Genomic DNA, 24,741 nt, shown 5'->3' with positions numbered 1-24,741 from the left:
ATTATTCTCCACATAAAAGAAAAACTTTAATTTATTTTTTGGAATCATTCTATACGCCACATAACACCTGTATATAAACAATGTGCATAGTACTTAAATTTATAAAAAGTTTTATATAAAACTAAATTCCATTGACGATTACTGCATCTGAAGCTAGCTGGTAAGTGCTGTTAAACAGTAATATAAATATATAAAGAAACTTGAATGGAAAACAAAACAATATCAATCTTCATCACTCTACTTTTTGTAGCTACAGCTTTTACAAATTGCAAACCAGAAAAAAAAGACGACAACACTCCAGTGGTTGCCCTTTTGCTTTATGCAAATGATCAATTAAGTGGAAGCTGCGCAGAGATTACAAAAAACTCCTCTACATCTTACACAGCGACTGTATCATCGCTTCCTAAAGGTAGTTGTTCTCAACCAGCTACAAAAGAAGAAGCAATCTCTAAAACGCAAGCTCTACTCGAGAAAATTGTAGCTATTTATACAAAGGCAGGTTCTGTATGTGATTCATCGTCTGCTAGTATTTCTACGTTTCACAACAACAGAATCACGACTTTCCGTAATATGACTACTGAACAATACAATGCATCAATTGCTAATAAGAGAGTGATTGCGATAACAAACATTGTGACTGAAACTTACAACCAATTGAAAAATGGTAACGGTTACACTGATGCACAAATTGCGGCTATCAAACCAGGTTCATCGGAAGATTACTACGCCTTAAATGCATTTGAGGGGAGTAATCTAGCAGCTTGTACGACTGCAATTCAAAATTCCGGTGCCTATGCTGGTTTTTTCACAACACCTCCGACAGTAGTTGCAATCTCGAGTTGTACATACGGTTCTTCACAACCGGCAACTACAAAATGTGCAACACTTAATACTGAGTTCTAAGATCGCTAAAGGAATTCAAATTAAGAAAACCGGTCATGATTGGCCGGTTTATGATTTAGTTCGTCTATTTTATCTAACTTCTATTTATAAAAAAATCTTAACCATCATCTATCCTATCTCTATTTTACAAGCAACGGTTTGAGATAAGGGTAAACTGTGTCTGCCACTAGTTTATGTCCGACGTCAGTAGGATGGATTCCATCCTTTTGGTTGAGTTTGCGAATGGAAGCCACCTTCTCCAAAATAAAAGGAACCAACGGGACATCCTCTTCTTTTGCAAGATCGGGATAAATAGAATTAAATTCTTTTCCATATTTTTTCCCCATATTGGGTGTGGCATACATACCAACTAACAATATTTTGGTTCCTGGATATTGAGATTTGATTTGGCGGATCATAGAACGTAAGTTTTCTTTTGTGACGGATGGACTAATCCCTCGCAACATATCATTGGCACCTAACTCAAGTACAAAGACAGAAGGTTTTTCGGCCAAAACCCATTCCAATCTTCCAAGGCCGCCGCTTGTTGTGTCCCCAGACACTCCTGCGTTTGTCATTTGATACGAATAACCTTCCGCATTTATTTTTTTGGTGAGGACATGGGGCCAAGCATCTTCAAAATCGAGAAGCCCATACCCAGCGGTGAGTGAGTCCCCAAAGTAGATGATTCGTTTTGTATCACCGGAACTTTTTGATTCCAATTGGTTTTTGTCTGTTTGGTCGGAAGCATTTCCACAAGAGATCATTAAGAAGAAACTGATGAGTATTAAATACGGCACAACTTTTAGATTGTTCGGAAGGAAGGAAAAATCAAACATTTTTAAGCGAAAAGGCAGAGATCTCCCAGCCAAAGATTTGTGGGAGACCCACAAACCAAAGGAAAATAAGGAATTAGTAAATTTTGTCGGCGTCGTAGAAAAAGGAAACTCCAGGCATAATGTAAAATTCAGTCACCGTATGTTTGATGGATCCGGACATTTCCGAAAATCCAATATAAACACTCCTTGCTGAATAATCACTTCTTGGAACATTTCCGATCGTATCTCCAAGATAGGATTCGTAGGTTCTTTTGACATCTTGACGGATCATACCAATATCCAAAGTAAACCGGCAGTATTGAAAGGAGGTTTCTAAATTGATAATAGTTCCTTTGTCTCTTACCTTTCCTCCATATGCCGGTACAACTGCATTTAGGTTAGAACTTCCATCTGTGTATACTTCTTGGATGATTTGAGAACCTAACACAGAAAAGTTTCCCTTTCGATCTAACAGTTCCACACGAGCACGAAGTTCCCACCAGTCACGAAGTTTAAACTTTGTGAAAATACCTGGCAAAATTCCTTTCATAGAATATTCTGCGTTGGCATCTCCCCCAATCGACCAAGTAACTTTGTTGGGTACAGCCGCTTCTGGTCTACTTGTGGAATAAGAACCATAAGATATATTATTTCTTTCCGTATAACGATGGAAATTGATGGAAGGCCCAATCATAAAAATTTTAGAGAATGGATGTGTGTAAGAAAATCGTAAGTGTTGGCTCACACCTTCAAATCGAAGCAAACGATTTCCTTCAAAGGAGCTAGCCCAATACGCATCAGTTCTTGGCGAAAAAAAGTTATTGGAAGCAGGAAGATTACGACTGTAAACACCCAGTGAAGTATCTTCTGCAAACTGTACTTCAAATTTATTTTTATAACCGTACCGAATGTCCCAAAACTGAGAATTCACACCTAAATCTTTAGCAGGTTTGTAAGGAATCGAAAGGGGAGCACCAGGTTCCGAGATTTGACGAAAGAGTGAATTTTGAAACCAAGCAGGACCCGTTTCATTCAGAATGGCAGGGGAAAGTTTTCCAATCCCCCAACCACCGCGAAACATCAATCTATGTTCATACACTTGATTGAAGATATCCATCCGAGTTTTATTGTCCTCGCGGTCTTCTAAGGGAACGGAGGTATTGTTTCCAACCGCTCCTCCTTCTTTAGAAGTTTCTTCTGCAAACAAAGGGAATAATATTCCTAAAAAGAAAATCAAAAATACAAAGGAGTGTAAGGATGTAAATAAACGGTTCGAGAAATTAATAAACAATGCGAACCGTCCCAACGTAAACTTCTGTTCGACGGTTTTTCTTTTCCGCAAGCATTGTATCTACTATTTTTTGTAAATCAGCGAAACCATCCACTTCCTTAAAACGTTCTTCAACAATTCTGTGAATTAGTTTTAATTCAAGTTTTACGGATTGAGAACGTTCCTTACTTAACTTAAGGTTCATTGAGAATGCACCCACACTATCTGTGTGTCCACCAATTCGACAATTGGTCTCAGGGTATGCTTCCATAGCGTCCCCAACTTTAGCGATGAGTTCTTTTGCTTTTGGAGTGAGAGTTGATTTTCCAGATGGGAAAGCTACGTCCCCATCGATCACAATTAAAAGTTCTCGTAACCTTTTTTCATCATCTTCAATACGTTTGAGTTCGACCCCTTTTCCAACAAGACTTCCCCCTACTTCTTCAAATGGAGTTCCGGAGTGTTCAAAATCACTGCGGAGACCTTTATACAATTTCTCCAAATAATCCGAAGTTCCAAGTTTATCCAAAGAACCTACTGGTAAACTCCCCAAATAGTCGCCGGCTTTCTCCTCTTTAGGAGTGACACATCCGCAGAATTTTTGAAAAGCAACTGAATCCTTCCATTCTTGTTTTACAATACTATTGCAATTGGTAACAAATAACAAAAGGAAGGTGGACTGGATTATGATTGATAAGTATATTTTTTTACGCATAAAGCCAACAGTCCTTATCTTGAGAATCAACTGCTAAAATCAATTGATAAATTACGGAATTTGAATTTAACGCCATTTAGAAAGGCTCTAGCTACGATTTCATGATATTGACACAAAGATTAGGAGTTCATACTAAAAAGCCTCCTTGGATTCCGCTACAAAATGCCCTATTTTTCATCACCAGCTAACAATAAAACCAGCGACCATTCAAAATCTTGCATGTATCGTTTTTTGTTGCCCCGATCCGATTGCCGAAAACAATTGGATCAACCTCTACAAATGGATGCACGAAATTATTTATGAAATTATACCAACCGATAAAATCCTTTCTTTCGATCCTAGCTCTCTCTATCCTCCTATTTTCTAATTGTAGCGGCCAGGTTTCTGCTGGGGATACCTTCCTTTTTGGACTCAGCGAAAGGTTCGATCGCTTGCTCGGGAACGAAGCAACGGTTGCTTGTTCGTCGGATGTGACGATCACAACGAAGGCGGTATATTTAGAAGAAGACGGAGATACAACTGCGACCTTCAATGCATCTAACGATTCAGGGCTGACATTGTCTGGAGCTCAACAATGGGGCTACAGTACTTTCGAAACTTGTATCTATCCTAACTCACCGTTTAGTGGGTCTGTTGAAATTCCTGTTACTGTCACATCTAACTATGGTTCGCGAGTCGCTTCAGTTAAATCATTTCCAGGGGCAGAAGTAGCTATCCCAACCAAACTTACGTTTACTGGGAATGGAGTTGCGGAAAGACAATGTTTTAAATTTACGGCTTCTCATGATTCGCTCAGAAATCCAGTTGTGGATCCCATGATCGTTGCCTTGGGAACAATGACACAAAAAGATGGAAGCGGAAATGAAACATCAGGAACCTATACCGGAAAGGACGCATGTGATATTACTTTATCACTGGATGATGCAGATAGCCCTGGGGTAAGAGTTTCTAACATTTCGCGAGTGATGGAAGAACCAAGTCCATCAGCAACTGAGACTAATGGAACTTTTCAAATCAGATTACGCACTGCTCCGACTGCGAATGTAACCATTCCGATCAACGATACATATGATTCAGTGAATGCAAACAACAGAGAGGGTACTGCCAATCCAAAGACTTTAACATTCACTACAGCTAACTTTGCTACACCGCAACTGGTCACAGTGACTGCAGTGGATGATTTAGAAATTGATGGAGTCAAAGTTTATACGGTTGAAGTTGGAAGAACATCCAGTTCGGACTCCGAGTATAACGGAATCAAACCAAGAAACGTAGTGGTATACAATCGCGACCAAAGTGTTCCAGGTTATGCCTATATTCGATTTGACACCACTACGGGAAGCACGGGAACTGCTGGTGGCGCTGTCGATCGCTTTGCTACCGATGAAAGTAATCAGTTTGGAACTAAATATTCAAACTTCCAGTTAAAACTAAGAACCAAACCAACTAACAATGTAACCCTCACATTCTCTTCCAATTGTGGAAATAAATGTAATATATTAACTCCAACACTCACTTTTACTTCCACAAACTGGAATGTTTACCAAACTTTCCAAGTGGAAGGTAAGTCGGATTCAGCAAACTCTGGTAATGCAAACTATACTGTTTCATTCGTTGCATCTTCTGCGGATGCTACTTATAACACAACAGTTACGGAACCTACCTTTACGATTCGTTCCTGTGATAATGATGGTACTCATTTATTGCAACCATGTAATTTCTCCGGCTCTCCATTGGCTACATCTGGCGCTAGCGACAGACTCACGGCTACAGAAGGCGGGACTTCACATATATGGATGATTGCCCAATCCAATCCAGGGGCCGATGTCACCATTGGTCTCACTAGCACGGATACTAGTGAAGGAACAGTTCCTGCAAGCGTTACAGTGAGTAGCACAAATTATAATTTTATGGAGTCAGGTGGGACAAATCGTATTCTTCTGACTCATGTTGATGACAATGAGGTTGACGGAACAGTTAACTGGGACGTGACTACTGCTTTGTCCACAGGAGCCATCGCATACAATCCAATTGATATTTTTGCAAGAACCACAGACAATGAAGCATATTTCTATGTAACTAAATTAGGTTCTACAAAAGAAGGTTCCTCTACCCCAGCGGATACAGCCACAATCCATGTTTGTTTGGGAGCACAAAACGTAGAAACCATCACTGTCAGTGTAGCATGTGCAACACACGCTGCAAATACTGCTGCTTTTGGAGAATGTGGGACTCTTTCTACCGCAACGCTCACCTTTCCGGCAGGAAGTCGGGTGGATGATGCCGATGCAAGTAATGCGAATTGTGCCAATTCTGCAAGAAAACAAACGGTCACCATCCTTGGTGCCGATGATAGTTTTGCTGATGGATCCCAAGACTATACAGTCAACCTTACAAAAGATGCAAATACAGATGCTGTGTATTCCAGTGGTGCTGCTACTTTATCCAACCAAACTATCACCAATAGAGACGATGAACCACTGGGGAAGGCAATCTTCGTAACTACCACCGGTGCCCCTGGATACAATGGAGAGATGACCGCACAAGGGGTGTTTGGTGCTGATAATACTTGTAACAATTACAAACCAGGTGGAGTTCCTACAGGGACTTATAAAGCACTCATTGTTAGTAATAGTGGAGGAGATCCAACAGTTGCGAATAATCGTATCCCCAACGGAACCAACTGGGTGTTGACTGCCAATTATCATTACTACAGATGTAATACTTCTGGATATACAAACTGCAGTGATGAATACTCAAGGTTATTTGTTGCCAATGGATCAGCAGGATTTGATCCCACCAGCTTAATAAGAGAGTTTTCTACGGTAGGTCAGCAGTATTGGACAGGGATGACAAACACACTTGCACCAGCAACTCAAGGAAGCACACCCGCTTGTGCAGGAGACGGCTTAACTTACCGACATAACTGCCACGGATTTACTTATCAGAATTGTCCATCTACTCCCGCTAGTTTCTTATATGGACAATCTTGGACAATGGCTTCGACAACAAGTATCACTAGCCAAGAATCCGTTTGTTCCGAGACAAAACATTTGATTTGTGTGCAGCAATAATAATCCAAATTACCAATTGAATCAAAACTTTATGATTTAAAAGTTTTGATTCAATTAAGAAATTCCTTTGGGCTTGTGACTATGATTTCAGAGGAAGGGTAATCTTTTTTATTTCGCGTGATGATGTATTTTACTTTCTTTGATTTAGCAGCAAAAAATTGAACCGAGTCTTCAAAATCTTTCATTGAAGAGTTCAATGCTAAATCAATAAATCTTATCATCGACAGAAATAATATCAATGATGCTTCTGAAATCCTTAAGTAACTTGGCGGCCATCGTAAAGCCGCCGTCAGTTCCATCCACAAAATAACTCAGACGATGGATTCCCATAGAATGCAGATATTTTTCGTGGTTGTCTCGGAAAAGCCGTGTGTAGATCGTACCATCATAGCTTATGAACAAAGTTCTACTTCGCACATCTTTTTCCCTCTTCCTAGTGTTTGGATTTTTTGGTACATCCTATTGTTTTGGATTTTATCTCACCGAACTTGCCGCTAACGAAAGAAAAACTTGGTTGGAAGAAAAGGCTTGGGCCATCACCGAAGCAATGTCTGAAGAAGAACTCGTTGGCCAAACCATCCACATTGCCATCCCACAAAAGACGGTGGATCCAATTGCTTTGGAAGAAATTGCAGCCACAAAACCCGGAGGGATCATTCTCTTTGGAAAGAACCTCGGTAAAAAAGAAGAAATCCTCTCTCTCACAAACGGATTGCAAGCCGCAGCCAAAGATAAGGGCCTCGCTCCTTTTCTAATCTCCACAGACCAAGAGGGAGGGCGAGTGTTCCGAGTCCAAGACGGAATCACACCTTACCCAGGAGCAATGGCCGTCGGCCAAACAGGAAATACGGAATGGGGAGAAGTGGTTGGTTTTGTAACTTCCTATGAACTTCGTAACCTCGGACTCAATTTTCTTTTTGCGCCTGTCCTTGATATCAATAACAATCCATTAAACCCTGTCATCAACACACGTTCGTTTGGTTCTGATTCCAAACGTGTTTCCGATGTGGCCGTAGCCTATGAAAGAGGGGCGCGCGCTGGTGGATGTTTGCCTGTGATCAAACATTTCCCAGGTCATGGTGACACCACAGTCGATAGCCACTTAGGACTTCCTATCATCAATAAAAGTTTAGAAGAGTTAGAAACTCTGGAACTCATTCCTTTCAAACGTTCCATCGCAGGTGGAGCCGAGGCAGTGATGTCTGCTCATATCGTATATCCAAAAATTGATCCAGATTACCCTGCCACTTTATCCAAAATCATACTAACAGATGTTCTCCGAAAAAACCTAAACTTTGATGGAATCATCATCACGGATGCAATGGAGATGCATGCCATATCCAAAAATTACGAAAAAGACAAACCAGGTGTTCTCACAATCCTTGCCGGTGCCAATATTGTGCTTTTGACAAGTTGGGGAGAAACTGCAAGAAAATTCAAAGCCCAACTAAGTGATGCTTATAAAAACGGCGAGTTCCGTTATCTAGACAAAGAAGGTAAAGAACATGACAAACTCAAAGAAGCCGTCCAAAAACAAATTCGTAAAAAATTAGAACTTGGGCTTTATGATGAAAATTCGATTCTTCCTAAAGTTTATGAGGAAAACCAAAAACAAAAAGAATTCCTAACCAACTGGAACCAGGAAAGAAAACAAAGATACGCAAAGTTAACTGCATCCAACAACTTTGTCAAAGAAATCAACGAAGATTCCATTCGTGCTTATCCAAACTCATTCCAAACTTCAGGAATATCACCTACAGAGACTTTATCCTTTGTGAAAAACAATCGTTTGAAAGAAACTTTGAAAACAAAAAAGATAAACTCTTTTGCTTTCAAATCCTTCCAGGCACAAATCAAAGATAAAACCATCACAACTTACCTTTTTGATTCTACTTCTGAAAATGAAATTCTATCGGTTGCGGCCTTAGCAAAAAAATACCCAAACAAAAGATTTATCATCCTACACGGAGGAACTCCGTTTATCAAATTACCGGAACTTCAGAACTTACAATATTTATTATCTTTTTCCTTAACCCAAGGATCTTGGGAAGCATTTGGTGAAAAACTGACTTCTGGAAAAGAGATTCCAAAAGTAGATTTGATTTTATTACCCAAAGGGTCGAAGACACCTTCGAAAGGTGCCTTCCCCGAAAGGTTATAATTTTTTTAAGTTAGTATTTCTCGAATACCACCACGTTTGCGGATTTCTTCGTACAAAGTTTTCCGCACTGTTTCATCAGCATCTACATAACGAAGTAGATATAAATCTGACTTTTGTTTGGTGGGCATCATCTTCGCGCGAATATGATACATGGGACCCGTATCAAAACAGAAACTCACTTCCCAAAGGTCTTGTAGTTTCCAAATTTCTGGTGAAATTTCCACAGGGAAGGTAAACAAAATCCCACGGTCAGATAATCTTTCGGAAAGAGTGATAAAAGGTTTAGGACTGTCTTTGATATCGAACCTTTTTTCATTATGTTCTTTTTGGTCCTTTGCAATCCGTTTCAAAACTTCTAATTGTTTATCAATATTTTCTTCTGTGAAAAGGAGTTTGTTTTTATCCAATTCCAAAACTTGTTTTTTTTCATCCGGTGGAGGCCAAGGGGCAACAGTGATGGATAACTTTTCTGTTAACATCAAATGGGACTCACCTTTTCTTTCAATTTTGCCACTAAAATGGAAAATCACACCACTTTCATTTGCACGAGTCATGGTTCCTTCTAACAAATAACCACCGCTACTTGGTCGAAATACATATAGTTTTGCTTCCTTACCAGGAACAAGTAAATCCTTTGAAAGTCCTTTGATAGAAAGAAGAAGTTCGTCAGCAGTTTTTTGCATCACATAAGTTAGTTCCTCACGTCCATCCGCTTCCAATGCACCAACTTCCCCAACCGTCAGATCATTTAAAGATAGAATTTCTTTTTTGAATTCCACCCCAGAGCGAAAGAGTTTATCAAAAAGATCCACTTCCCTTTCAGTCGTATTGGCATTGGATTTTAAAAAATAACGATAGAGTGCGTTTTTCAATTTGTTTCTGTTTTCAGGCAAAAGATAAATTTCGCGTTCGTCATCGTTTAGGTGATCATAAAACGAATGAAGGATATTGAGTTCTAGTTGGTTGCATTTTCGGGCAGAGGCGTATCTCTGGAACTCAACCCAGTGGTTCACTACGCTTGATTGTTTATTTTGTAAGTAGTTCATCACCTTCACGTAAACAAAGGCGGCCACACCCATAAGAAAGATGTAAAAGAGGTAGATCGGATCAAATTTTGGAAAAATCCAAACGACTTGTGCTATAAAATTCATAATTTACTTTTCCTCATATCCGTATCGTGGTGAATGGAAGCAAGGTGAGTTCCTCCTACTTCAAAATTATCGGCAAAAATCCTCTCCACGGGACAGTTGTTCCCCAAGGAAATAAAAACGAAGCACTTCCACTTCTCGGTGCCCTCCTTCTTTGGGAAGGAGATGTCATTCTGGAAAACCTTCCAGAAATCGCCGATGTACTCAAACTCATGGAAGTTCTACGCCATATTGGTGTGGAAATCACTGCCACAGGTACAAAAGGATCATACCTCTTCCAGAAAAAAAATCCAGTGAAATCGGACCTTCCCTATGAACTTTGTTCTCAACTCCGAGGAGCTGTGACACTAGCGGGACCCATCCTTGCCCGCACGGGAAGAGTTTTTTTACCAAAACCAGGTGGAGACAAAATTGGCCGTCGGAGAATGGACACCCACTTACTTGCCTTAGAGGCTCTTGGTGCCAAAATAGAAGTTTTTCCAGACGGATATATGATCACTGCTGACCGTTTGGTGGGAAAAGACATTTTACTTGATGAAGCATCAGTCACAGCTACAGAAAATGCAGTGATGGCTGCAGTTTACGCCGAGGGCCTAACAACGATTCGTAACGCTGCCTCCGAACCCCATGTCCAAGGACTTTGTCGTTTTTTAATCGCTGCTGGTGCCAAAATTGAAGGAGTGGGAACAAACCACCTAACAATCACTGGTGTTAGTAAACTATCTTCTCCTCTCGGTGGCCTAAAACATCGTATTGGTTCCGATTATTTAGAAATAGGATCTTTTATCAGCCTTGCAGCTGTTACAGGTGGAGAAATCCACATCACCGATGTGAACCCAGAAGACATTCGTATGATCCGAATGGTCTATTCTCGCCTGGGGATCGAAGTCAGGCCAACGGAAAACGGAATCCTTGTTCCTTCTGACCAAAAGATGGAAATCATCCCCGACTACCATGGTGCCACACCCAAAATTGATGACGCTCCTTGGCCGGGATTTCCTGCCGATATGACTTCTGTTGCTTTGGTGACAGCAACGCAGTGCAAAGGAACAGTCCTCATCCACGAAAAACTATTTGAATCAAGACTCTTCTTTGTGGACAACATCATTGCCATGGGTGCCCAAATCATCCTCTGTGATCCGCATAGAGCCATTGTGATTGGTGCCAATCGATTGTATGGCCAAAGAGTTGCAAGTCCCGACATTCGTGCCGGGATGGCGATGATCATTGCTGCTCTTTGTGCCGAGGGACAAAGCGAAATTCATAACATTGTTCAAATTGATAGAGGTTTTGAATCGATTGATACCCGCCTACGTTCTTTGGGGGCTCAAATCGAAAGAGTCTCTGATTAGATGAAACGAAAGGATCTTTTCCGAGAGGGTTTCAAATCCGTATTTCAATTTACCTTCAACAAGGCGGATGAAATTACCGAAACCATACGAGAAGTTTGGGAAGACGAAAAAACTCCCGTAACAAAACCCAAAAAGAAAGGAAAAAGACCATCTGACAAAGTAAAGACGACATCAAAACCAACAACTGTCCGGAAACGCAAAACTAGGATGTTCCAGACACTTGCCCTTCCTCCTGGTGCCTCTCCCGATTTTTTTTCTCTATGTACGGGATGTAATGAATGTATTTTTGCCTGTCCTTATGCCGTCTTATTCCCTGTTACCGTTCCTGAATCGGGAAAAAACTTTCCACATTTTGATCCTAATGCAAAGGCTTGCCATATGTGCACCGATTGGCCTTGTATTAGTGTTTGTCCTGAAGAGGCACTCTTACCGTACGAACTGTCCGATGAAAAACCAAATTTCGGTAAGGCGAAAGCCATCACAGAACATTGTATTAACGGAAAAACTGGTGAATCGACTTGTAATGTTTGTTTAGTTACTTGTCCCATCGAAAAAACAGTAAAATTTAAAGGAAATTTGCCGATTTTTAATACATCCTCTTGTACTGGATGTGGACTCTGTGTTGAATCCTGTCCGAGTTTTCCGAAAGCAATTCAAATCAAATTCAAAAAACAATAAACATCACCTATCAATCGTTTTAGAAAAAAAATCACCGCAAAACATCAAAAAATTGTTATTCGATGAAAAAATATCTTGAATTTTTCAGTGATCAGAGAGATACCCTTGTTAGAGCAAGGGAATTTCCCTCGTCAAAAAAAGATAAAATCTAGATTTAAAGGAAAAAGAAAGCTATGGAACCACAAAAAGTAGGCCCAGGACAAATCGACAAAATTGCAGAGGATTTGAAAAAAGATCCTGAAAAATCCATTGGAAACTACCTTTTCAAAGGATTCAGAATTCAAATCTCTAAATACAAGGCTTCTGGTGCAGAAAGAGTACAACAACTCTACAAAAGAAGAAGAGCTCAAGGTCTTTGCATCGTTTGTGGAACAAAAGTCACTCGTAAAAATCCGGTAACAGGAATCCTTTACAGACTTTGCGACACTCACAGAGCAGAAATTGACCAAAAAAACAAAGAAAAAGCAAAAGCTAAAAAAGGAAAATAATCCTTTATCAGCATTTTTCTAACTAAGAGGGGACTTTAGTCCCCTTTTTTGTTTACAGACCCCTCCTTCCTTCTATCCTTTTTGTCATGAAGTCCCTCCTCGCTATTTTAGCTTTAACCCTAATCGGATGTTCTCAAATGATTTGGCGCCAGACACAATTGCCAGAAGAAGTCTCTCCAACAAACGACCCCAATCTCAACTTGGTCCTCACTGTAGGATACGAAGAAAAAGATTCTTGGAATCCCTTAAACGGAACCACAGACAAACGAAATTATAAAAGCAAAATCAAATTGGTGAAAAATGCACCCACAGGTGGAAAGTCGATTAAAGAATGGGACCTTCCCTCTTGGTCACTAGGGGATGGAATTTTTTATCATACCAGTTCATCCACTTTATTTGTGTTATATGGCAAAGATGATGAATATGGAACCTTAAACCAAACTTTATCTTTGTATCCAGAATCTGGGGGAGCCTTTTCTTATCCGGCAACTCCAGAAAAAAGAATCATTTTCCAAATGGCACCTTCCCCTAACGGAAGCTTGGTGGCTCTCATCACGGCAAACCCAGCAGCGGAAGGTGAATTTTCTGAATTTGAACTCAACCTCATCCAACTTTCCGATAAAAAAATCCAAACCTTTCCGATCAACTTTTGGACCGCTCTTCCTCTCTATGGAATTCGATGGGCAGAAGATGGAAAAAAACTCTATTTAAGAACCCCAGATAGAATTTTAGTTTGGAACGGATCGGAGATCCAAGAAACAAAAACTTTTCCTGAATGTTTTACCGTTTCCACAAACTTCGGCAAATGGGCTTACGAATCGGCAAGCCTAGGGGATGGCGGGAATGTAGTCCTTGGCAAAAAGATAGCTGCTCCCCGCCAAATCTCCAATATCGACCAAATCAAACTCTGCCGATAAATTCAAGGGTTTCTATTCGTCTTTTAGGCTCCCATTTCCATTGGATGGAATGGAGCCTTCGAAGAGGAACGTCAAAACGAAAAAACCTCACGCCTTACCCGCCGTAAGGATTCCAAACGAGTTTAGAAGGTTTTCGCAGACATCCCTTCCATCCCAGACAGCTCTTCCCCTTCCTCAATTCGCTTGATTTTATTATGTCACATGATTGGATGAGTGAAAAGCCCCCATGATCGAAAAGAAATTTACGGAACATATCGATGCCATTTCCAAATACCTGAATGTCGTCGAAAAAATTGAACCCATTCGTAAAAGTGGGGTCGTTGTATCCGTGGTGGGCAATGTCATTTATTCCCAAGGGCCACCTGATTCCAAGGTTGGCGAAATTTTAGAAGTCGAACGTGGTTCGGACAAAGGGTATTTGGCTTGTGTCCTTGTTGGTTTCAAAGACCATCTTTATACCTTGATGCCGCTCGGTGACACGCAAGAGATTTTTCCCCATGCATTTGTATTTTCTTCCGGAAGGCAAATCACTCTTAACGCTGGGCCAGAACTTTTAGGACGAGTGTTAAACGGTCTCGGCAAACCCATCGATAACAAAGGGATTCTCATCACCAAAGAAGAAAGGGCCTCAGAACCAAGGTTTCTCAATCCACTAGATCGTCCCCCCATCACTGATGTTTTAGAAACAGGAGTTCGTGCCATAGATGGAATGTTAACCGTAGGTCGCGGCCAAAGGATTGGAATTTTTTCTGGATCTGGTGTGGGTAAATCCAGTTTACTTGGGATGATCGCTCGTTATACGAACGCCGATGTGAACGTGGTGGCTCTGATTGGAGAAAGGGGTCGCGAGGTAAATGAATTCTTACATGTAGAACTTGGGAAGGAAGCTCTCGCAAAATCGGTTGTCTTTGTAGCAACTTCTGATTCTTCCAAAATGGAACAAGTGAGTTGTGCCAACTTAGCTTGTTCTGCCGCAGAATACTTTCGAGAAAAAGGAATGTCCGTCAATTTGTATATGGATTCTCTCACTCGTTATGCAGAGGCCCTACGAGAACTTTCCATTGGAGAACCAGTGGTAACCAAAGGATATGCATCCAGTGTGTTTACAAAAATGGCAAAACTTGTAGAACGAGCAGGAACATCACATAACGGTGGCTCCATTACCGGATTTTATACTGTATTAACCGATGCCGAAGATGATATGGATGATATCGTTGCCGATAAAGTACGAGGGTTTATTGACGGACATATTGTACTCACAAGAAAACTAGCCGAACAAAGTCACTATCCGGCTATTGATGTTCCGGCTTCTTTATCACGACTCATGCAAAAAATTGTAAATGAAGACCATTATATGCGTTCCTCCATTGTTCGGGAACTCATCTCCAAATACAAAAACTCAGAAGATATTATTTTACTCAATGCCTATGTTCGTGGTGCAGATGAAAAAGTGGATATGGCCATTGATAAAAAATCGCAAATTGATGATTACCTAAGACAAAGGATTGAAGAAAAATCAAGTTATAATGATGCAACCAAACGATTGGAAAAAATTCTACAATCTTCTTCTCGTAATGATGATGATTTTTAAATTAACGTATCCGACCTAACCGCTCTATTTACCTTTATCATTTTTTGTTTTAAAAAAATTTCAGATTTCAAAATCTTCCAAACCGGATGAATCATTAAAAAAATCATTCAATCTCTAAAATAACCAAGGTCACATCATCATCAGGAGAACGGTTTCCCGTGAATTCTTTGATTCTTTCGAGTAACAAACGTTTGGATTCAGAAATCGGATACCCGCTATACCTTTGCACAATGGATTCCCAATTTTCTTGACCAATCATTTCTTTTTCTTTATTAGTGGCTTCTGTAATTCCGTCTGTATACAATACAATTCGATCTCCAGCACGAAGTGGAATCACATCTTCTTGTATGTCTAACTCGGGAATCCATCCAATCAGTTTTCCTTGTGGCAAACTCAGTAAGGGTTTGTTTTCTCCCACTCGATTGATGACAAGGGGAGGATGGCCGCAGCGTGCATGCACCATTTCTTTGGTTTCTAAATTGATATAAATGTACGATGCCGTTACAAACGCACCTTTCATTTTCCCAAGTAAGGTGGAGTTGATTTGAGTCATGAGTTGTGCAGGTTCTCTCGACAACCGAATCTGTGTAGAAAAAGCAATCTTAAGCATTGCCGAAATAAGTGCGGCTGTAATTCCATGCCCAGATACATCAGCAATGATCACACCAAGTTCCGTTTCCGAAATCGCATGGAAGTCAAAGAAGTCCCCTCCCACACTATCCATTGGTTCGTAATAAAATTCGGATTTGATACCGGCAATATTAGGAGCTTCTTCTGGAAGGATGGAACTTTGGAGTTTTCTGGCAAGGCCAAGCTCATTTTGAAAGGCAATGAATTTGTTTTGTTCTTCTACTGCTTTTTTTAGAGTGATTAAGTTTTTTGCACGAGAGATTAACTCACGTTTGTCGAAAGGTTTTGCAAGATAATCGTTACCACCGGCTTCTAGTGAAGCAATGATGTCCGTGATTTGATTTTTAGCAGTTAAAAACAAGATGGGAAGTTGGTATAAAGAATAAGACTCTCGTAATACCATACAAACATCATAACCACTCATTCCAGGCATCATGATATCGAGTAACATCAGTTCAAAAGGACCATCATCTCGAACCATACGAATGGCATCCCCGCCGTTTGAAGCCTCATATACATCACAACCAATCAGGGTTAAATGGTTTTTAAGAACCTGTCGGTTGATGGGTTCATCATCCACAACGAGGACTTTGATTTTTTCGCCATCATATTCTTCTGTCGTTTCTTCAATGGGTTCAAATTCAGGGGACTCACCACCAAACCACAAATCTGCTTTTTTGACGGGAGGTTTTTCCATAGGAATCTCCCCCTCTCTTGCCAGTGGCAAAGTGAATCGAAAGATAGAACCTTCTCCTTCGATTGATTCTACCCAAATAGACCCACCATGTAATTCGACCAAACGTTTGCTAATAGCAAGCCCAAGCCCCGTCCCACCAAACTTACGTGTGGTGGATGCGTCTACCTGTTCAAAGGACTTAAATATATCGGCAAACTTATCTTTTGGAATTCCAATCCCTGTGTCTTTGATAGAAAGAACCAACATTCTCTCCATAATTTCCGCAGAAACATCAATCCGACCTTTTTCGGTAAACTTAATCGCGTTTCCAATCAAATTGAATAGAATTTGTTGAAGCCTTGCCTCATCTCCTAAAATCGGAGGAAAATCCATGGGAACATGATTACGAACGGTTAGATTTTTTGTTACATAGAGTGGTCTTGAAATTACTAACACCAAATCACAAATTTGATGCAAGTCGATGGCTTTAAGATCCAAATCCAAATCTCGATTTTTCATTTTGGAAAAATCTAAAATATCATCTACAAGAGAGGACAAACGTTTCCCCGAACTCACAATCATTCCTAGGTTTTGCCTTTGTTCTTGGTTCAACCTTCCGCCGATTCCGTCAAACATAGATTCCGCGATACCTATAATCCCGTTGAGTGGCGTTTTTAGTTCGTGAGAAGTATTGGCTAAAAATTCATCCTTTAATTTGTCTAACGCTAACAATCTTTTCGATAAAGACTCCACGTCGGAGAAAGCTTTACTAAACCGCCTAGACAAAGTTAAAGATTGGACTAAAATAAAAACAAAAATTCCAATAGGGATGGCTTCAACGGTATAAACCAATTGATAAGCGTTGAGTAAATCGATAAAGGCCGCAATTGCTACAGAGATGATTCCGATGGCAAATAATAAACTACTTTCTTTTCTTGCCAAAACAGCTCGGAACACACCTTGAAATATCAAAAAGATTCCTGAAAGTAACACAATATGGAAATATCCATTTAACCTTGTGTAAACGGACGTGGGTAAAATCAAAATAAAACTGACAAAAATAAGAGTGGGAACAAGTAGAATTCGATGCATCCAACGGGGATAGAAGTTGGGGTAAAATTCACGGAAAAAAGCAAAGAAAAGATACGGTGATAAATAGAAGGTTAGAAATTCAATACGAAGGCAAAGATTCCAACCGATATAAGGAGAAAGTTCATTAAACCCAAACCGTTCTCCGGTAAATAAAGTTCTTAGCGATAATAAAAGGGCGGCAAACCCAAATAATAAATTTCCTTTGTCGGAACGCCTAAAATAAAACAAACCAAAATGGTACAGAGCAATGATGAAAACGGCCCCTGCCAAAAACAATGATGAGGCTAAATCTTTTTCATTTTCTTTAAAAAGTTTTTTCCACTCACCAACATAAGGTGGTTCCCACATCCCTCCCTTGTCATGGTGAAAATTTGAAATCTCCACCAAAAGTTCGTTAGGTCCATCTTTCCAGGGTAACTGGTAAAATTGAAACTGATAGGAAGGAACAGACTCTTCGGGATTTTTAGAAACCACACCGGAAGATCCGAGTAATTTTCCATTCCAATACACTCGAGAGGCCGTTGCCAAATCCACAAGTTCAATTCCATAAACAGCGTCTGGATCCGTTCCTTCTGGTCTCTCGAGTAGCAAACGGTAGGTTCCAAATCCTTTCCCTGATCCCAAATCAGAGTTCCAAATTCCAGGAACCAAAACATGGAGTTTGTTTGTCGGAACTTCCGAGAGCTCAGAAAGAAATGTATGGGGATAAAACTCCCATTCCCCTTCTAAATGAACGGGGTTTCCCTGGCTTTTCCTAACGATTTCGGCAGGAGGTGTTGCCAATAGGGGCAATGTGGCAAGGCAAAAGAGGAAAACCGCCGAACCAATCAGATGTAAGTATTTATTGGACAATATTGCAAGTTTTACTCATTTTTTTAAAAATACGAGTAAAAAAGAGTACAAAAATTATTTAGAACCGAAGAAATAGACAGCTGTGAAACGATTTCGTTTTAGTTTAGAGACAGTTCTAAAACTGAGAGGTTGGCGGGAAGAAGAAGAAATCCGCAGACTCTCCCTAGTTGTCTCCAAACTGAATTCCCTCATTGGTGAAAAAGATTCCAATGAAAGGGAAATTGAATCTTCTTACGAAGCAATCCTCGCATCTTCAAAAGTGGGGACAAGTCTTTCCGATTATCTTTCCATCGAACAATACATCCAAGGACTCATGCGACGCAATGAAGAGTTGGAAGAACGTATTACCGCACAAAACGAAGAAGTCAATTTAGTTCGTAAAGATGTAATGGTTGCTCGGATGAATAAAAAGGTAATCGAAGTTTTAAAAGACAAACGATTTGCCGAATGGAAGAAAAAACGAAACCGAGCAGAACGAAGAGAAGTCGAAGAATTTAATCTTCAACTAAGCAAACAATCATTATTCGATTCGACAGAAAGTTATGGACCTTCAAAATCTAAAAAAATTCCAAGAACTTTCAAAATTCTCAACCGAGAGGATGGTGGTGATGAACTCACTTCTGACTTCAAATCTCTTCGTGATTTTTATGAAAAATACTACCTAGGACAAGGCAAATCATAATGGCAAGTGTAACCGATAGCACAAGATCCTTCTTTTTAATCGTACTCATTTTTTTCCTAATCGCCATCGGTTTTTTTGTATTTGATTACTTCCAAGTCATCAATGCAGAAGATTACTTACCTTTCTTAAAAAAACAAGCAGGACTCGTAAACCAAGACCTACTTTCTCCAACGGAACTTGAAAAGTTGGAAATGGAAAAAGCAAAAGAAAGGCTGATCGCTGACCGTGAAGAACTAGAACAAATGAAACGTGAGTTAGAAGAAAAATCTTCTTCGCTTCATGCTGACAAAGAACGTTTGGAGGAATTAAAGGAAGGAATCCAACGGAAAGAAAAAGAAATGGCGGACAAAGTAAAAAAAGACAATGCCCGCGCTGAAAAAGTAAAAGTTCTAGCAAACAAAGTTGCCAATATGCCACCTGAATCGGCAAGAGATATGTTAATCAATTGGCCCGATTACGATATCATTGAAGTTTTTGAACAAATGGATAGGGATGCAGAAGAAGAGGGAAGACAAACCATTACCACATACCTACTCACTTTATTTCCTGCAGAAAGAAGGTCTGTGATTTCCAACAAGTGGTTGGATGCGGGAGCCAAAAATGTTCCAAACTATGGTAAAAGCATAGATGAAGATAACGACGAACCTTAACCAGGGGATCCCTTACTTTAACAGTGAATCCTTTCGTTTGAAAAACTAAACCGATATCGATTCGGTTTTAAAATTTGAATTTTAGAATTTATTGTTTGGTTCCAAACAAAATGGATTTCACTGCTTGGATGGCGTCTTCCAATTGGTCGTTCACTACCACATAATCAAAGCTTGGTGCCTCATCGAGTTCCCGAATTCCATTTTCAATCCGTCTTTCAATACTGGTTTTAGAATCAGTACCTCGGCGAATCAGTCTTTCGATCCAAATTTCCCGACTCGGTGGTTCAATAAAAATTGTTACAGACTCTGGCCGGAGTTCTTTTACTGTCTTAGCCCCTTGGACATCCAAATCGAGAAGCGCCACTCGATGATCCCGAATGGCATCTAAAATTGGGCCTTTCGGTGTTCCATAATAGTTTCCATGGACTTCTGCCCATTCGTAAAACTCACCTGCTGCAATTCGTTTTTGGAACTCCGGAACCGAGAGAAAATGATAGGTTTTTCCTTCTTTATCACCTGGTCTTGGTTCGCGAGTGGTACAAGAAATGGAAAAATAAAACTCTGGATATTCTGCAAGTAAAGCAGCGATGATGGTTGATTTCCCACCACCCGCTACAGAAGAAATAATATATAAATTAGGATTTACTTTCAATCTTCTGATTCCTCCTCACCCTCACCAATATGGTTGTCACCGGTTTCCAATCGTTTGGATAAACTTTCAGGGCGGATGGCGGAGAGAAGGATATGGCCTGAATCTAATACAAGAACAGACCTTGTTTTGCGTCCACTAGTGGCATCAATCAATCGACTTGCAGATTTTGCCTCAGAACGAAGTCTTTTGGCACCAGCTGAATCGGCTTGGAGGATGGTAAGGATTTTCGATACAAATACTACATTAGAAAATCCAACATTGAGTACCGGAAACGAAGACATGGAAACATAATTTTAGATTCTTCTAGATCGATCAAGTCGAATCGTTTCTATTAAATGAATTTCATGAATGCCAATATTCATGGCTTCTGAAATTTCATCATGTTTGTATCCCTTTTTGATCAGATGAACCACTTTATCAATCTTTGTTGCCGAAACAGGTAATTCTTCCAATGCCGATTCAATCGAAAGATCCACTTTATCCAAACTCATTTTTTGGTAGGAAGCAAAGGCTGGATCATTTGCTTTTGATACTTCGTTTAAAAATTCTCTTTTTTTGGGGCCATGGGTGAGTTCGTTACGAATCAAATCGGATGTTTTTTCTTCTGCAAATGGATTTCCACCGACCGTATAATTCATCTTAGGTTGGAAAGTGGGAACTTCTAGATTATCCATTGCTTCGTTTGATGGAGCATTGACTTCTTCCATTCCAAAAATTCCTTTCACCGCTTTGCCTAATTTCCCAAAGGCTTGGTTCACGGCCCCTTCGGTTGTTTCTACTTCATCACTCGGAACGGGGATTTGGTTTGCTTGGTAAATTTTACCAATACCTGTTCTTTGTTCTTTGATATCAAGAGCCAGTTCTTCTTCCGCAGTTAAATCAGGAACTAACTCTGATTTCATGGAAAGACCTGAGGATTGGTAATGTTTAAATTCTTTTACTAACGCCTCTCCCTTTTCCATCATGGAACGAAGGGCTACCATTTTGGATTCTATGACAGCAACGGTTGCATCAAGTTCCCTGATGGTTTCCGCCGTGGCCATATCAATGGCTCGGTTTAATTTTTTATCGTAATATTCCGCGACTGCTTTTTGAACTTTTGCAGAGATGAAAACATACATCATCCCACAAAATAGTAGATTGATTAAAACAAGAGAAAAGAGTTCCATGTCGCTCTCCTTCAGAACATTTCCAACAACATTCCGGAGTGAGAACTTTAAGCTTTTAAATCAAAACGAGATCCCCGAACCAAACTAGGACGATCATAAATGACTCCTTCTTTGGAATACGCATAAACCGAATTTTCTTTATCTTGTTTCGGTTTCGCCGCCGAACTATGGTTACCTGATTTTGTTTCAGGAACCGTTTGGGCTCGGTTTTGGGTTTGAATCACAACCTTTTGCAATTCCACCACCTGGTTTTGGTGGGTAAAAGGATTCTCTGCCTGTGCCCTACGTGCAAAATCGTAGTGGTGGGCGATACTCGCGAAGTTTTCGTTTAGAATCATCGGGAACCCTCTTAATTCTTAGACTTACCACGCCCTCTCTTTTTTCTCCAGTCATTTTTCGCTTCGTCTGGGTCTTCGTAAGGTGCACTGCGGACCTGGGACTCTTCTTCGAAAAAGGTCTTGGCTTTGGTCTCGTGGCGGAGTTTGAACTCAGCATTGCGGATGCGAATGGTAACACCCGGGAAAATGGTCTTCTCGACCGAAATACGGCCATTGGCAGCCTGTTCATCCATGTATTCGGTTAGGGTTTGGATGTCCTTGCCGGCCTCGGCGATTCGTTTTTCGAGTTTTTTGGTTCCCGCTTCCAATTTCTGCAAATGCGCATCCTGTTCGGCGGTAAAGCTGGCAGGATCGGCCTCTTTCCTTGCTTTTAGGGTGCGCATGGTTTTTGTAAGTTGGTCCAGTTTGTCCTGGTTCTCTTTTCGTTTCTCTTCGTATTCCTGAATCTGTTTTAGGATCTTTGGGTTGTTTCCCACGATGAGATCGGTTTGTGGGTTGGCTTGGGAGCCGATGATTTTTGCAGAGATCAGTTGGGCTGCTTGGATGGTTCCGCCCACAATCTGGCCTCGTTTTCCTTTACAGGAAATTTTTCCCCCAGCCATCAAATGAGAATGTAAAATACCTTCTTGAACGATGATGTCTTTTTCTGTGATACAAGTGGCGTTCTGGATGAACTTGGCGACAATGTTTCCACCTGTGGATTCCACACGTGCTTCTTCCCTTCCCGTCACACCTTGGCGGACGATGATATCACCATCTGCTTCCACGATGGCTTTCTGGACTGTTCCATAAATTTCAATGTTACCGGCCGCTTTGACGGAATAATTATCTTCTACGTTTCCTGTGATGATGATAGAGCCAAGGAAGGTAACATTACCCGTACGAACACCCACGTCTCCATTGATTCGATAAACCGTCTCGACAGAAAGTCTACCAGCAGCATATAACACCTGTCCGTTGACCTCTGCAGTAAGACGCATTTTGTCTTCCGAAAGAATGGTTCCTTTTCCCTGTTTGAGTTCTGTATCCAAACCATCTTTGGCAGGTAATACCATTCCAAATAAGTTACGCCCAAACTTTCCTTTTTCTGCAGGGAGTTTTTCGGCTAATAGCTGTCCTACGACAACGTTTTCGATCATATCTAAGTCTTTGTAATCCACACGACCTGATTGGTCTTCTTTGAAGTTGATTTTCTTTTCCGTGCGGACATAGTATTTAATTTCTGCATTTTTCCCGTTCACAGGGAAATCACCTTCGGCCCCAATAAAAGGTTTGTTGATAATGTCTTCGTCCAAACTTTTACGAATTTCATCTTCTTTGAGACCATGAGCCACACCCATCCCTTTCAGTGCGGCTACGATATCAGAAACTTCTAAATCACGTCCACCAGGTCTTGCCGGAAAAACGGTCACAAAGGCTCGCATGTTTTCTTGTGCAATTTCTACGTTGCAACTAGAATCATTTCCTGCTTTTGGTTTTTGGTTGGAGATAAGAGCAGGTTCCCCTTTTTTTTCTTTGATGATTTTGTTTAAGAGGTTTTGATCAATCCCCGCCACACCGCGAAAGGAAAGTTTTTTGGAAACATCTGCCATGGACATTTCCATTCCCTCCCCCGAAGGAGGATGAACTGTTAAAAATACACCGGTTCTGTAAATTTTAACCGAAACTCGACCATCTTTGTTTTTGGGAGTGACTAGTTCTTTTAAGTCTTTAGATACTAATTTTCCACTACCACCCGTTAGATGCTCATCCAACAAACTCAATTCATCTAATAACAAATCATCAGGGATGATGGAGGCGCGGATATGATAAGGTTCCGAAAAGAATAGAGACTTCTTTCCTCTTTTTAAAACAGTATAATCAATTTCATGAACTTTGCGGCCTAAGTGCCCTGAGGCAATTGCCAGACACTCTTCGATGGTATCGGCAATGACCTCCACTTGTTCTTTTTCCTTACGGTCGAACTCTTTCAGTTCCTCTGTAAGAAATTCAGAGAGAGACATTTCTAATTACCTTTTTTGGATCGCGGATTTTACTTTGGAGAGTTTGCTGCGGAGCCTTGCGACCGCTTTTGTATGGAGTTGAGAAATTCTTGATTCCGTAACTTCCAAAACTTCACCAATTTCTTTTAGAGTGAGGTCTTCATAATAATAAAGTACGATTACCTTTTTTTCTTTTTCCGGTAACGACTGAATGGCTTCTACGATTACGTTTTTGATTTCTTCTTTTTCGATGATATTGTCAGGGTTCATATTCATCGGAGATTCAAGAGTTTCCATAAAAGAAACTTCATCGTTCTCATCACCGAGAAACCAAATATCATTCAATGAAACAAGAGAGGTTCCAGAAAGTTTTGCTAGGAGTGAATTGTATTCTTCCATAGAGACGCCAAGTTCTTTAGCAATCTCTTCATCATCTACTTTTTTGCCTTCTTTGTTCTCAAGCATGGCAATGATGTTTTCTAATTGTTTTGCTTTTTGACGGATGGAACGCGGAATCCAATCCACACTTCTAAGTTCGTCAAAAATAGACCCACGGATACGAGTCATCGCATAAGTTTTGAATTTAATTTCGCGAGAAGGATCGAATTTTTCTATAGCATCTAACAGACCAAAGACGCCATAACTGACGAGGTCTTCAAATTCGACATTTTGTGGCATTCCGATCGCAATCCGCCCAGCCACGTGTTTGACGAGAGGTGAATATTTTTCAACAAGGTAACTTCGGATCTCCGCATCCTTTGTGACGCGGTATTTTTTCCAAAGATCTGTCTCATCAAACTGATTGTATTTGTCTAGCAATCTTGACATAGGGAACCGAAGTACGGAATCTCTTACTTTATAGAAAAAATCGTAAAGAAGAGGAAATTACAAGAGGATTTTTTCTTATGTCCTCTAAAAACCGCA

22 protein-coding genes are annotated in these 24,741 nt (G+C 40.4%); 10 read left to right on the top strand and 12 right to left on the bottom strand.

Annotated features, from left to right (window positions below):
* Positions 1-204 precede the first annotated feature (204 nt).
* Positions 205-903, top strand: a complete 699-nt coding sequence (locus EHQ70_RS12945) for a hypothetical protein (RefSeq protein ID WP_135586996.1) — start codon at positions 205-207, stop codon at positions 901-903.
* 119 nt (positions 904-1,022) lie between these two features.
* Here the strand turns inward: EHQ70_RS12945 and EHQ70_RS12940 are convergent, their stop codons facing one another.
* From EHQ70_RS12940 to EHQ70_RS12930, 3 genes are all read right to left on the bottom strand, one after another.
* The gene (locus tag EHQ70_RS12940) at positions 1,023-1,721 is read right to left on the bottom strand and encodes an arylesterase (protein WP_425270035.1); all 699 of its coding nucleotides are present in this window, start codon (positions 1,719-1,721) and stop codon (positions 1,023-1,025) included.
* Positions 1,722-1,794: 73 nt separating this feature from the next.
* On the bottom strand, positions 1,795-2,907 hold the full coding sequence (locus EHQ70_RS12935) for a hypothetical protein (protein WP_135587226.1): 1,113 nt from the start codon (positions 2,905-2,907) through the stop codon (positions 1,795-1,797).
* Between the two features lie 73 nt (positions 2,908-2,980).
* Entirely contained in the window at positions 2,981-3,685 is a 705-nt protein-coding gene (locus EHQ70_RS12930; RefSeq protein ID WP_135586995.1) for an OmpA family protein, read from the bottom strand.
* A gap of 299 nt (positions 3,686-3,984) precedes the next feature.
* Here EHQ70_RS12930 and EHQ70_RS12925 point away from each other — a divergent pair, with 299 nt between their 5' ends.
* Complete coding sequence (locus EHQ70_RS12925) at positions 3,985-6,759, top strand: hypothetical protein (RefSeq protein WP_135586994.1); 2,775 nt, start codon at positions 3,985-3,987, stop codon at positions 6,757-6,759.
* A gap of 50 nt (positions 6,760-6,809) precedes the next feature.
* Here the strand turns inward: EHQ70_RS12925 and EHQ70_RS18715 are convergent, their stop codons facing one another.
* Positions 6,810-6,944, bottom strand: a complete 135-nt coding sequence (locus EHQ70_RS18715; protein ID WP_279638501.1) for a hypothetical protein — start codon at positions 6,942-6,944, stop codon at positions 6,810-6,812.
* A gap of 209 nt (positions 6,945-7,153) precedes the next feature.
* On the opposite strand from EHQ70_RS18715, the gene EHQ70_RS12915 reads away from it, so the two are divergent.
* Positions 7,154-8,920, top strand: coding sequence for a glycoside hydrolase family 3 protein (locus tag EHQ70_RS12915; RefSeq protein ID WP_135586993.1), 1,767 nt, complete (start codon positions 7,154-7,156; stop codon positions 8,918-8,920).
* Positions 8,921-8,925: 5 nt separating this feature from the next.
* Here the strand turns inward: EHQ70_RS12915 and EHQ70_RS12910 are convergent, their stop codons facing one another.
* The gene (locus EHQ70_RS12910; protein ID WP_135586992.1) at positions 8,926-10,071 is read right to left on the bottom strand and encodes a hypothetical protein; all 1,146 of its coding nucleotides are present in this window, start codon (positions 10,069-10,071) and stop codon (positions 8,926-8,928) included.
* A 44-nt stretch (positions 10,072-10,115) separates the two neighbouring features.
* On the opposite strand from EHQ70_RS12910, the gene murA reads away from it, so the two are divergent.
* The 5 genes from murA (at position 10,116) to EHQ70_RS12885 (ending at position 15,094) form a co-directional block, all read left to right on the top strand.
* Entirely contained in the window at positions 10,116-11,420 is a 1,305-nt protein-coding gene (gene murA, locus EHQ70_RS12905; protein ID WP_135586991.1) for a UDP-N-acetylglucosamine 1-carboxyvinyltransferase, read from the top strand.
* Complete coding sequence (locus EHQ70_RS12900) at positions 11,421-12,098, top strand: 4Fe-4S dicluster domain-containing protein (protein WP_135586990.1); 678 nt, start codon at positions 11,421-11,423, stop codon at positions 12,096-12,098. It abuts the gene before it with no gap.
* A gap of 173 nt (positions 12,099-12,271) precedes the next feature.
* A complete protein-coding gene (locus tag EHQ70_RS12895; protein WP_002973161.1) occupies positions 12,272-12,586 on the top strand; it encodes an LIC10235 family protein in 315 nt (104 codons plus the stop codon).
* A gap of 137 nt (positions 12,587-12,723) precedes the next feature.
* A complete protein-coding gene (locus EHQ70_RS12890; RefSeq protein WP_135586989.1) occupies positions 12,724-13,503 on the top strand; it encodes a hypothetical protein in 780 nt (259 codons plus the stop codon).
* A 226-nt stretch (positions 13,504-13,729) separates the two neighbouring features.
* On the top strand, positions 13,730-15,094 hold the full coding sequence (locus tag EHQ70_RS12885) for a FliI/YscN family ATPase (protein ID WP_135586988.1): 1,365 nt from the start codon (positions 13,730-13,732) through the stop codon (positions 15,092-15,094).
* A 103-nt stretch (positions 15,095-15,197) separates the two neighbouring features.
* Here EHQ70_RS12885 and EHQ70_RS12880 read toward each other — a convergent pair whose 3' ends face one another.
* On the bottom strand, positions 15,198-18,344 hold the full coding sequence (locus EHQ70_RS12880) for a SpoIIE family protein phosphatase (RefSeq protein WP_135586987.1): 3,147 nt from the start codon (positions 18,342-18,344) through the stop codon (positions 15,198-15,200).
* Between the two features lie 82 nt (positions 18,345-18,426).
* Between EHQ70_RS12880 and EHQ70_RS12875 the strand changes: the two genes are divergently transcribed.
* Both EHQ70_RS12875 and EHQ70_RS12870 read left to right on the top strand, forming a co-directional pair.
* A complete protein-coding gene (locus EHQ70_RS12875; protein ID WP_135586986.1) occupies positions 18,427-19,026 on the top strand; it encodes a flagellar export protein FliJ in 600 nt (199 codons plus the stop codon).
* The gene (locus EHQ70_RS12870) at positions 19,026-19,676 is read left to right on the top strand and encodes a periplasmic-type flagellar collar protein FlbB (RefSeq protein WP_135586985.1); all 651 of its coding nucleotides are present in this window, start codon (positions 19,026-19,028) and stop codon (positions 19,674-19,676) included. The genes EHQ70_RS12875 and EHQ70_RS12870 overlap by 1 nt, the downstream gene beginning before the upstream one ends.
* Positions 19,677-19,764: 88 nt before the next feature.
* Here EHQ70_RS12870 and EHQ70_RS12865 read toward each other — a convergent pair whose 3' ends face one another.
* Genes EHQ70_RS12865 through whiG form a run of 6 tightly spaced genes read right to left on the bottom strand, consistent with a single transcriptional unit; the run spans position 19,765 to position 24,645 of the window.
* Positions 19,765-20,328, bottom strand: coding sequence for a guanylate kinase (locus EHQ70_RS12865; protein ID WP_135586984.1), 564 nt, complete (start codon positions 20,326-20,328; stop codon positions 19,765-19,767).
* The gene (locus EHQ70_RS12860) at positions 20,325-20,609 is read right to left on the bottom strand and encodes a DUF370 domain-containing protein (RefSeq protein ID WP_135586983.1); all 285 of its coding nucleotides are present in this window, start codon (positions 20,607-20,609) and stop codon (positions 20,325-20,327) included. The genes EHQ70_RS12865 and EHQ70_RS12860 overlap by 4 nt, the downstream gene beginning before the upstream one ends.
* A 12-nt stretch (positions 20,610-20,621) precedes the next feature.
* Positions 20,622-21,497 carry a hypothetical protein gene (locus tag EHQ70_RS12855; RefSeq protein WP_135586982.1) on the bottom strand — a complete coding sequence of 292 codons (876 nt, stop codon included), beginning with the start codon at positions 21,495-21,497 and terminating at the stop codon, positions 20,622-20,624.
* A gap of 47 nt (positions 21,498-21,544) precedes the next feature.
* Complete coding sequence (locus EHQ70_RS12850; RefSeq protein WP_135586981.1) at positions 21,545-21,835, bottom strand: hypothetical protein; 291 nt, start codon at positions 21,833-21,835, stop codon at positions 21,545-21,547.
* Between the two features lie 11 nt (positions 21,836-21,846).
* Complete coding sequence (locus EHQ70_RS12845; protein ID WP_135586980.1) at positions 21,847-23,838, bottom strand: FapA family protein; 1,992 nt, start codon at positions 23,836-23,838, stop codon at positions 21,847-21,849.
* Between the two features lie 6 nt (positions 23,839-23,844).
* A complete protein-coding gene (whiG, locus tag EHQ70_RS12840) occupies positions 23,845-24,645 on the bottom strand; it encodes an RNA polymerase sigma factor WhiG (RefSeq protein WP_004785020.1) in 801 nt (266 codons plus the stop codon).
* Positions 24,646-24,741: the final 96 nt, after the last annotated feature.

Source organism: Leptospira congkakensis, from assembly GCF_004770265.1.
Classification (GTDB): Bacteria; Spirochaetota; Leptospiria; order Leptospirales; family Leptospiraceae; genus Leptospira_A; species Leptospira_A congkakensis.
Note: the sequence above shows the minus strand (reverse complement) of the source record. Positions and strands in the feature narration are given on the sequence as shown.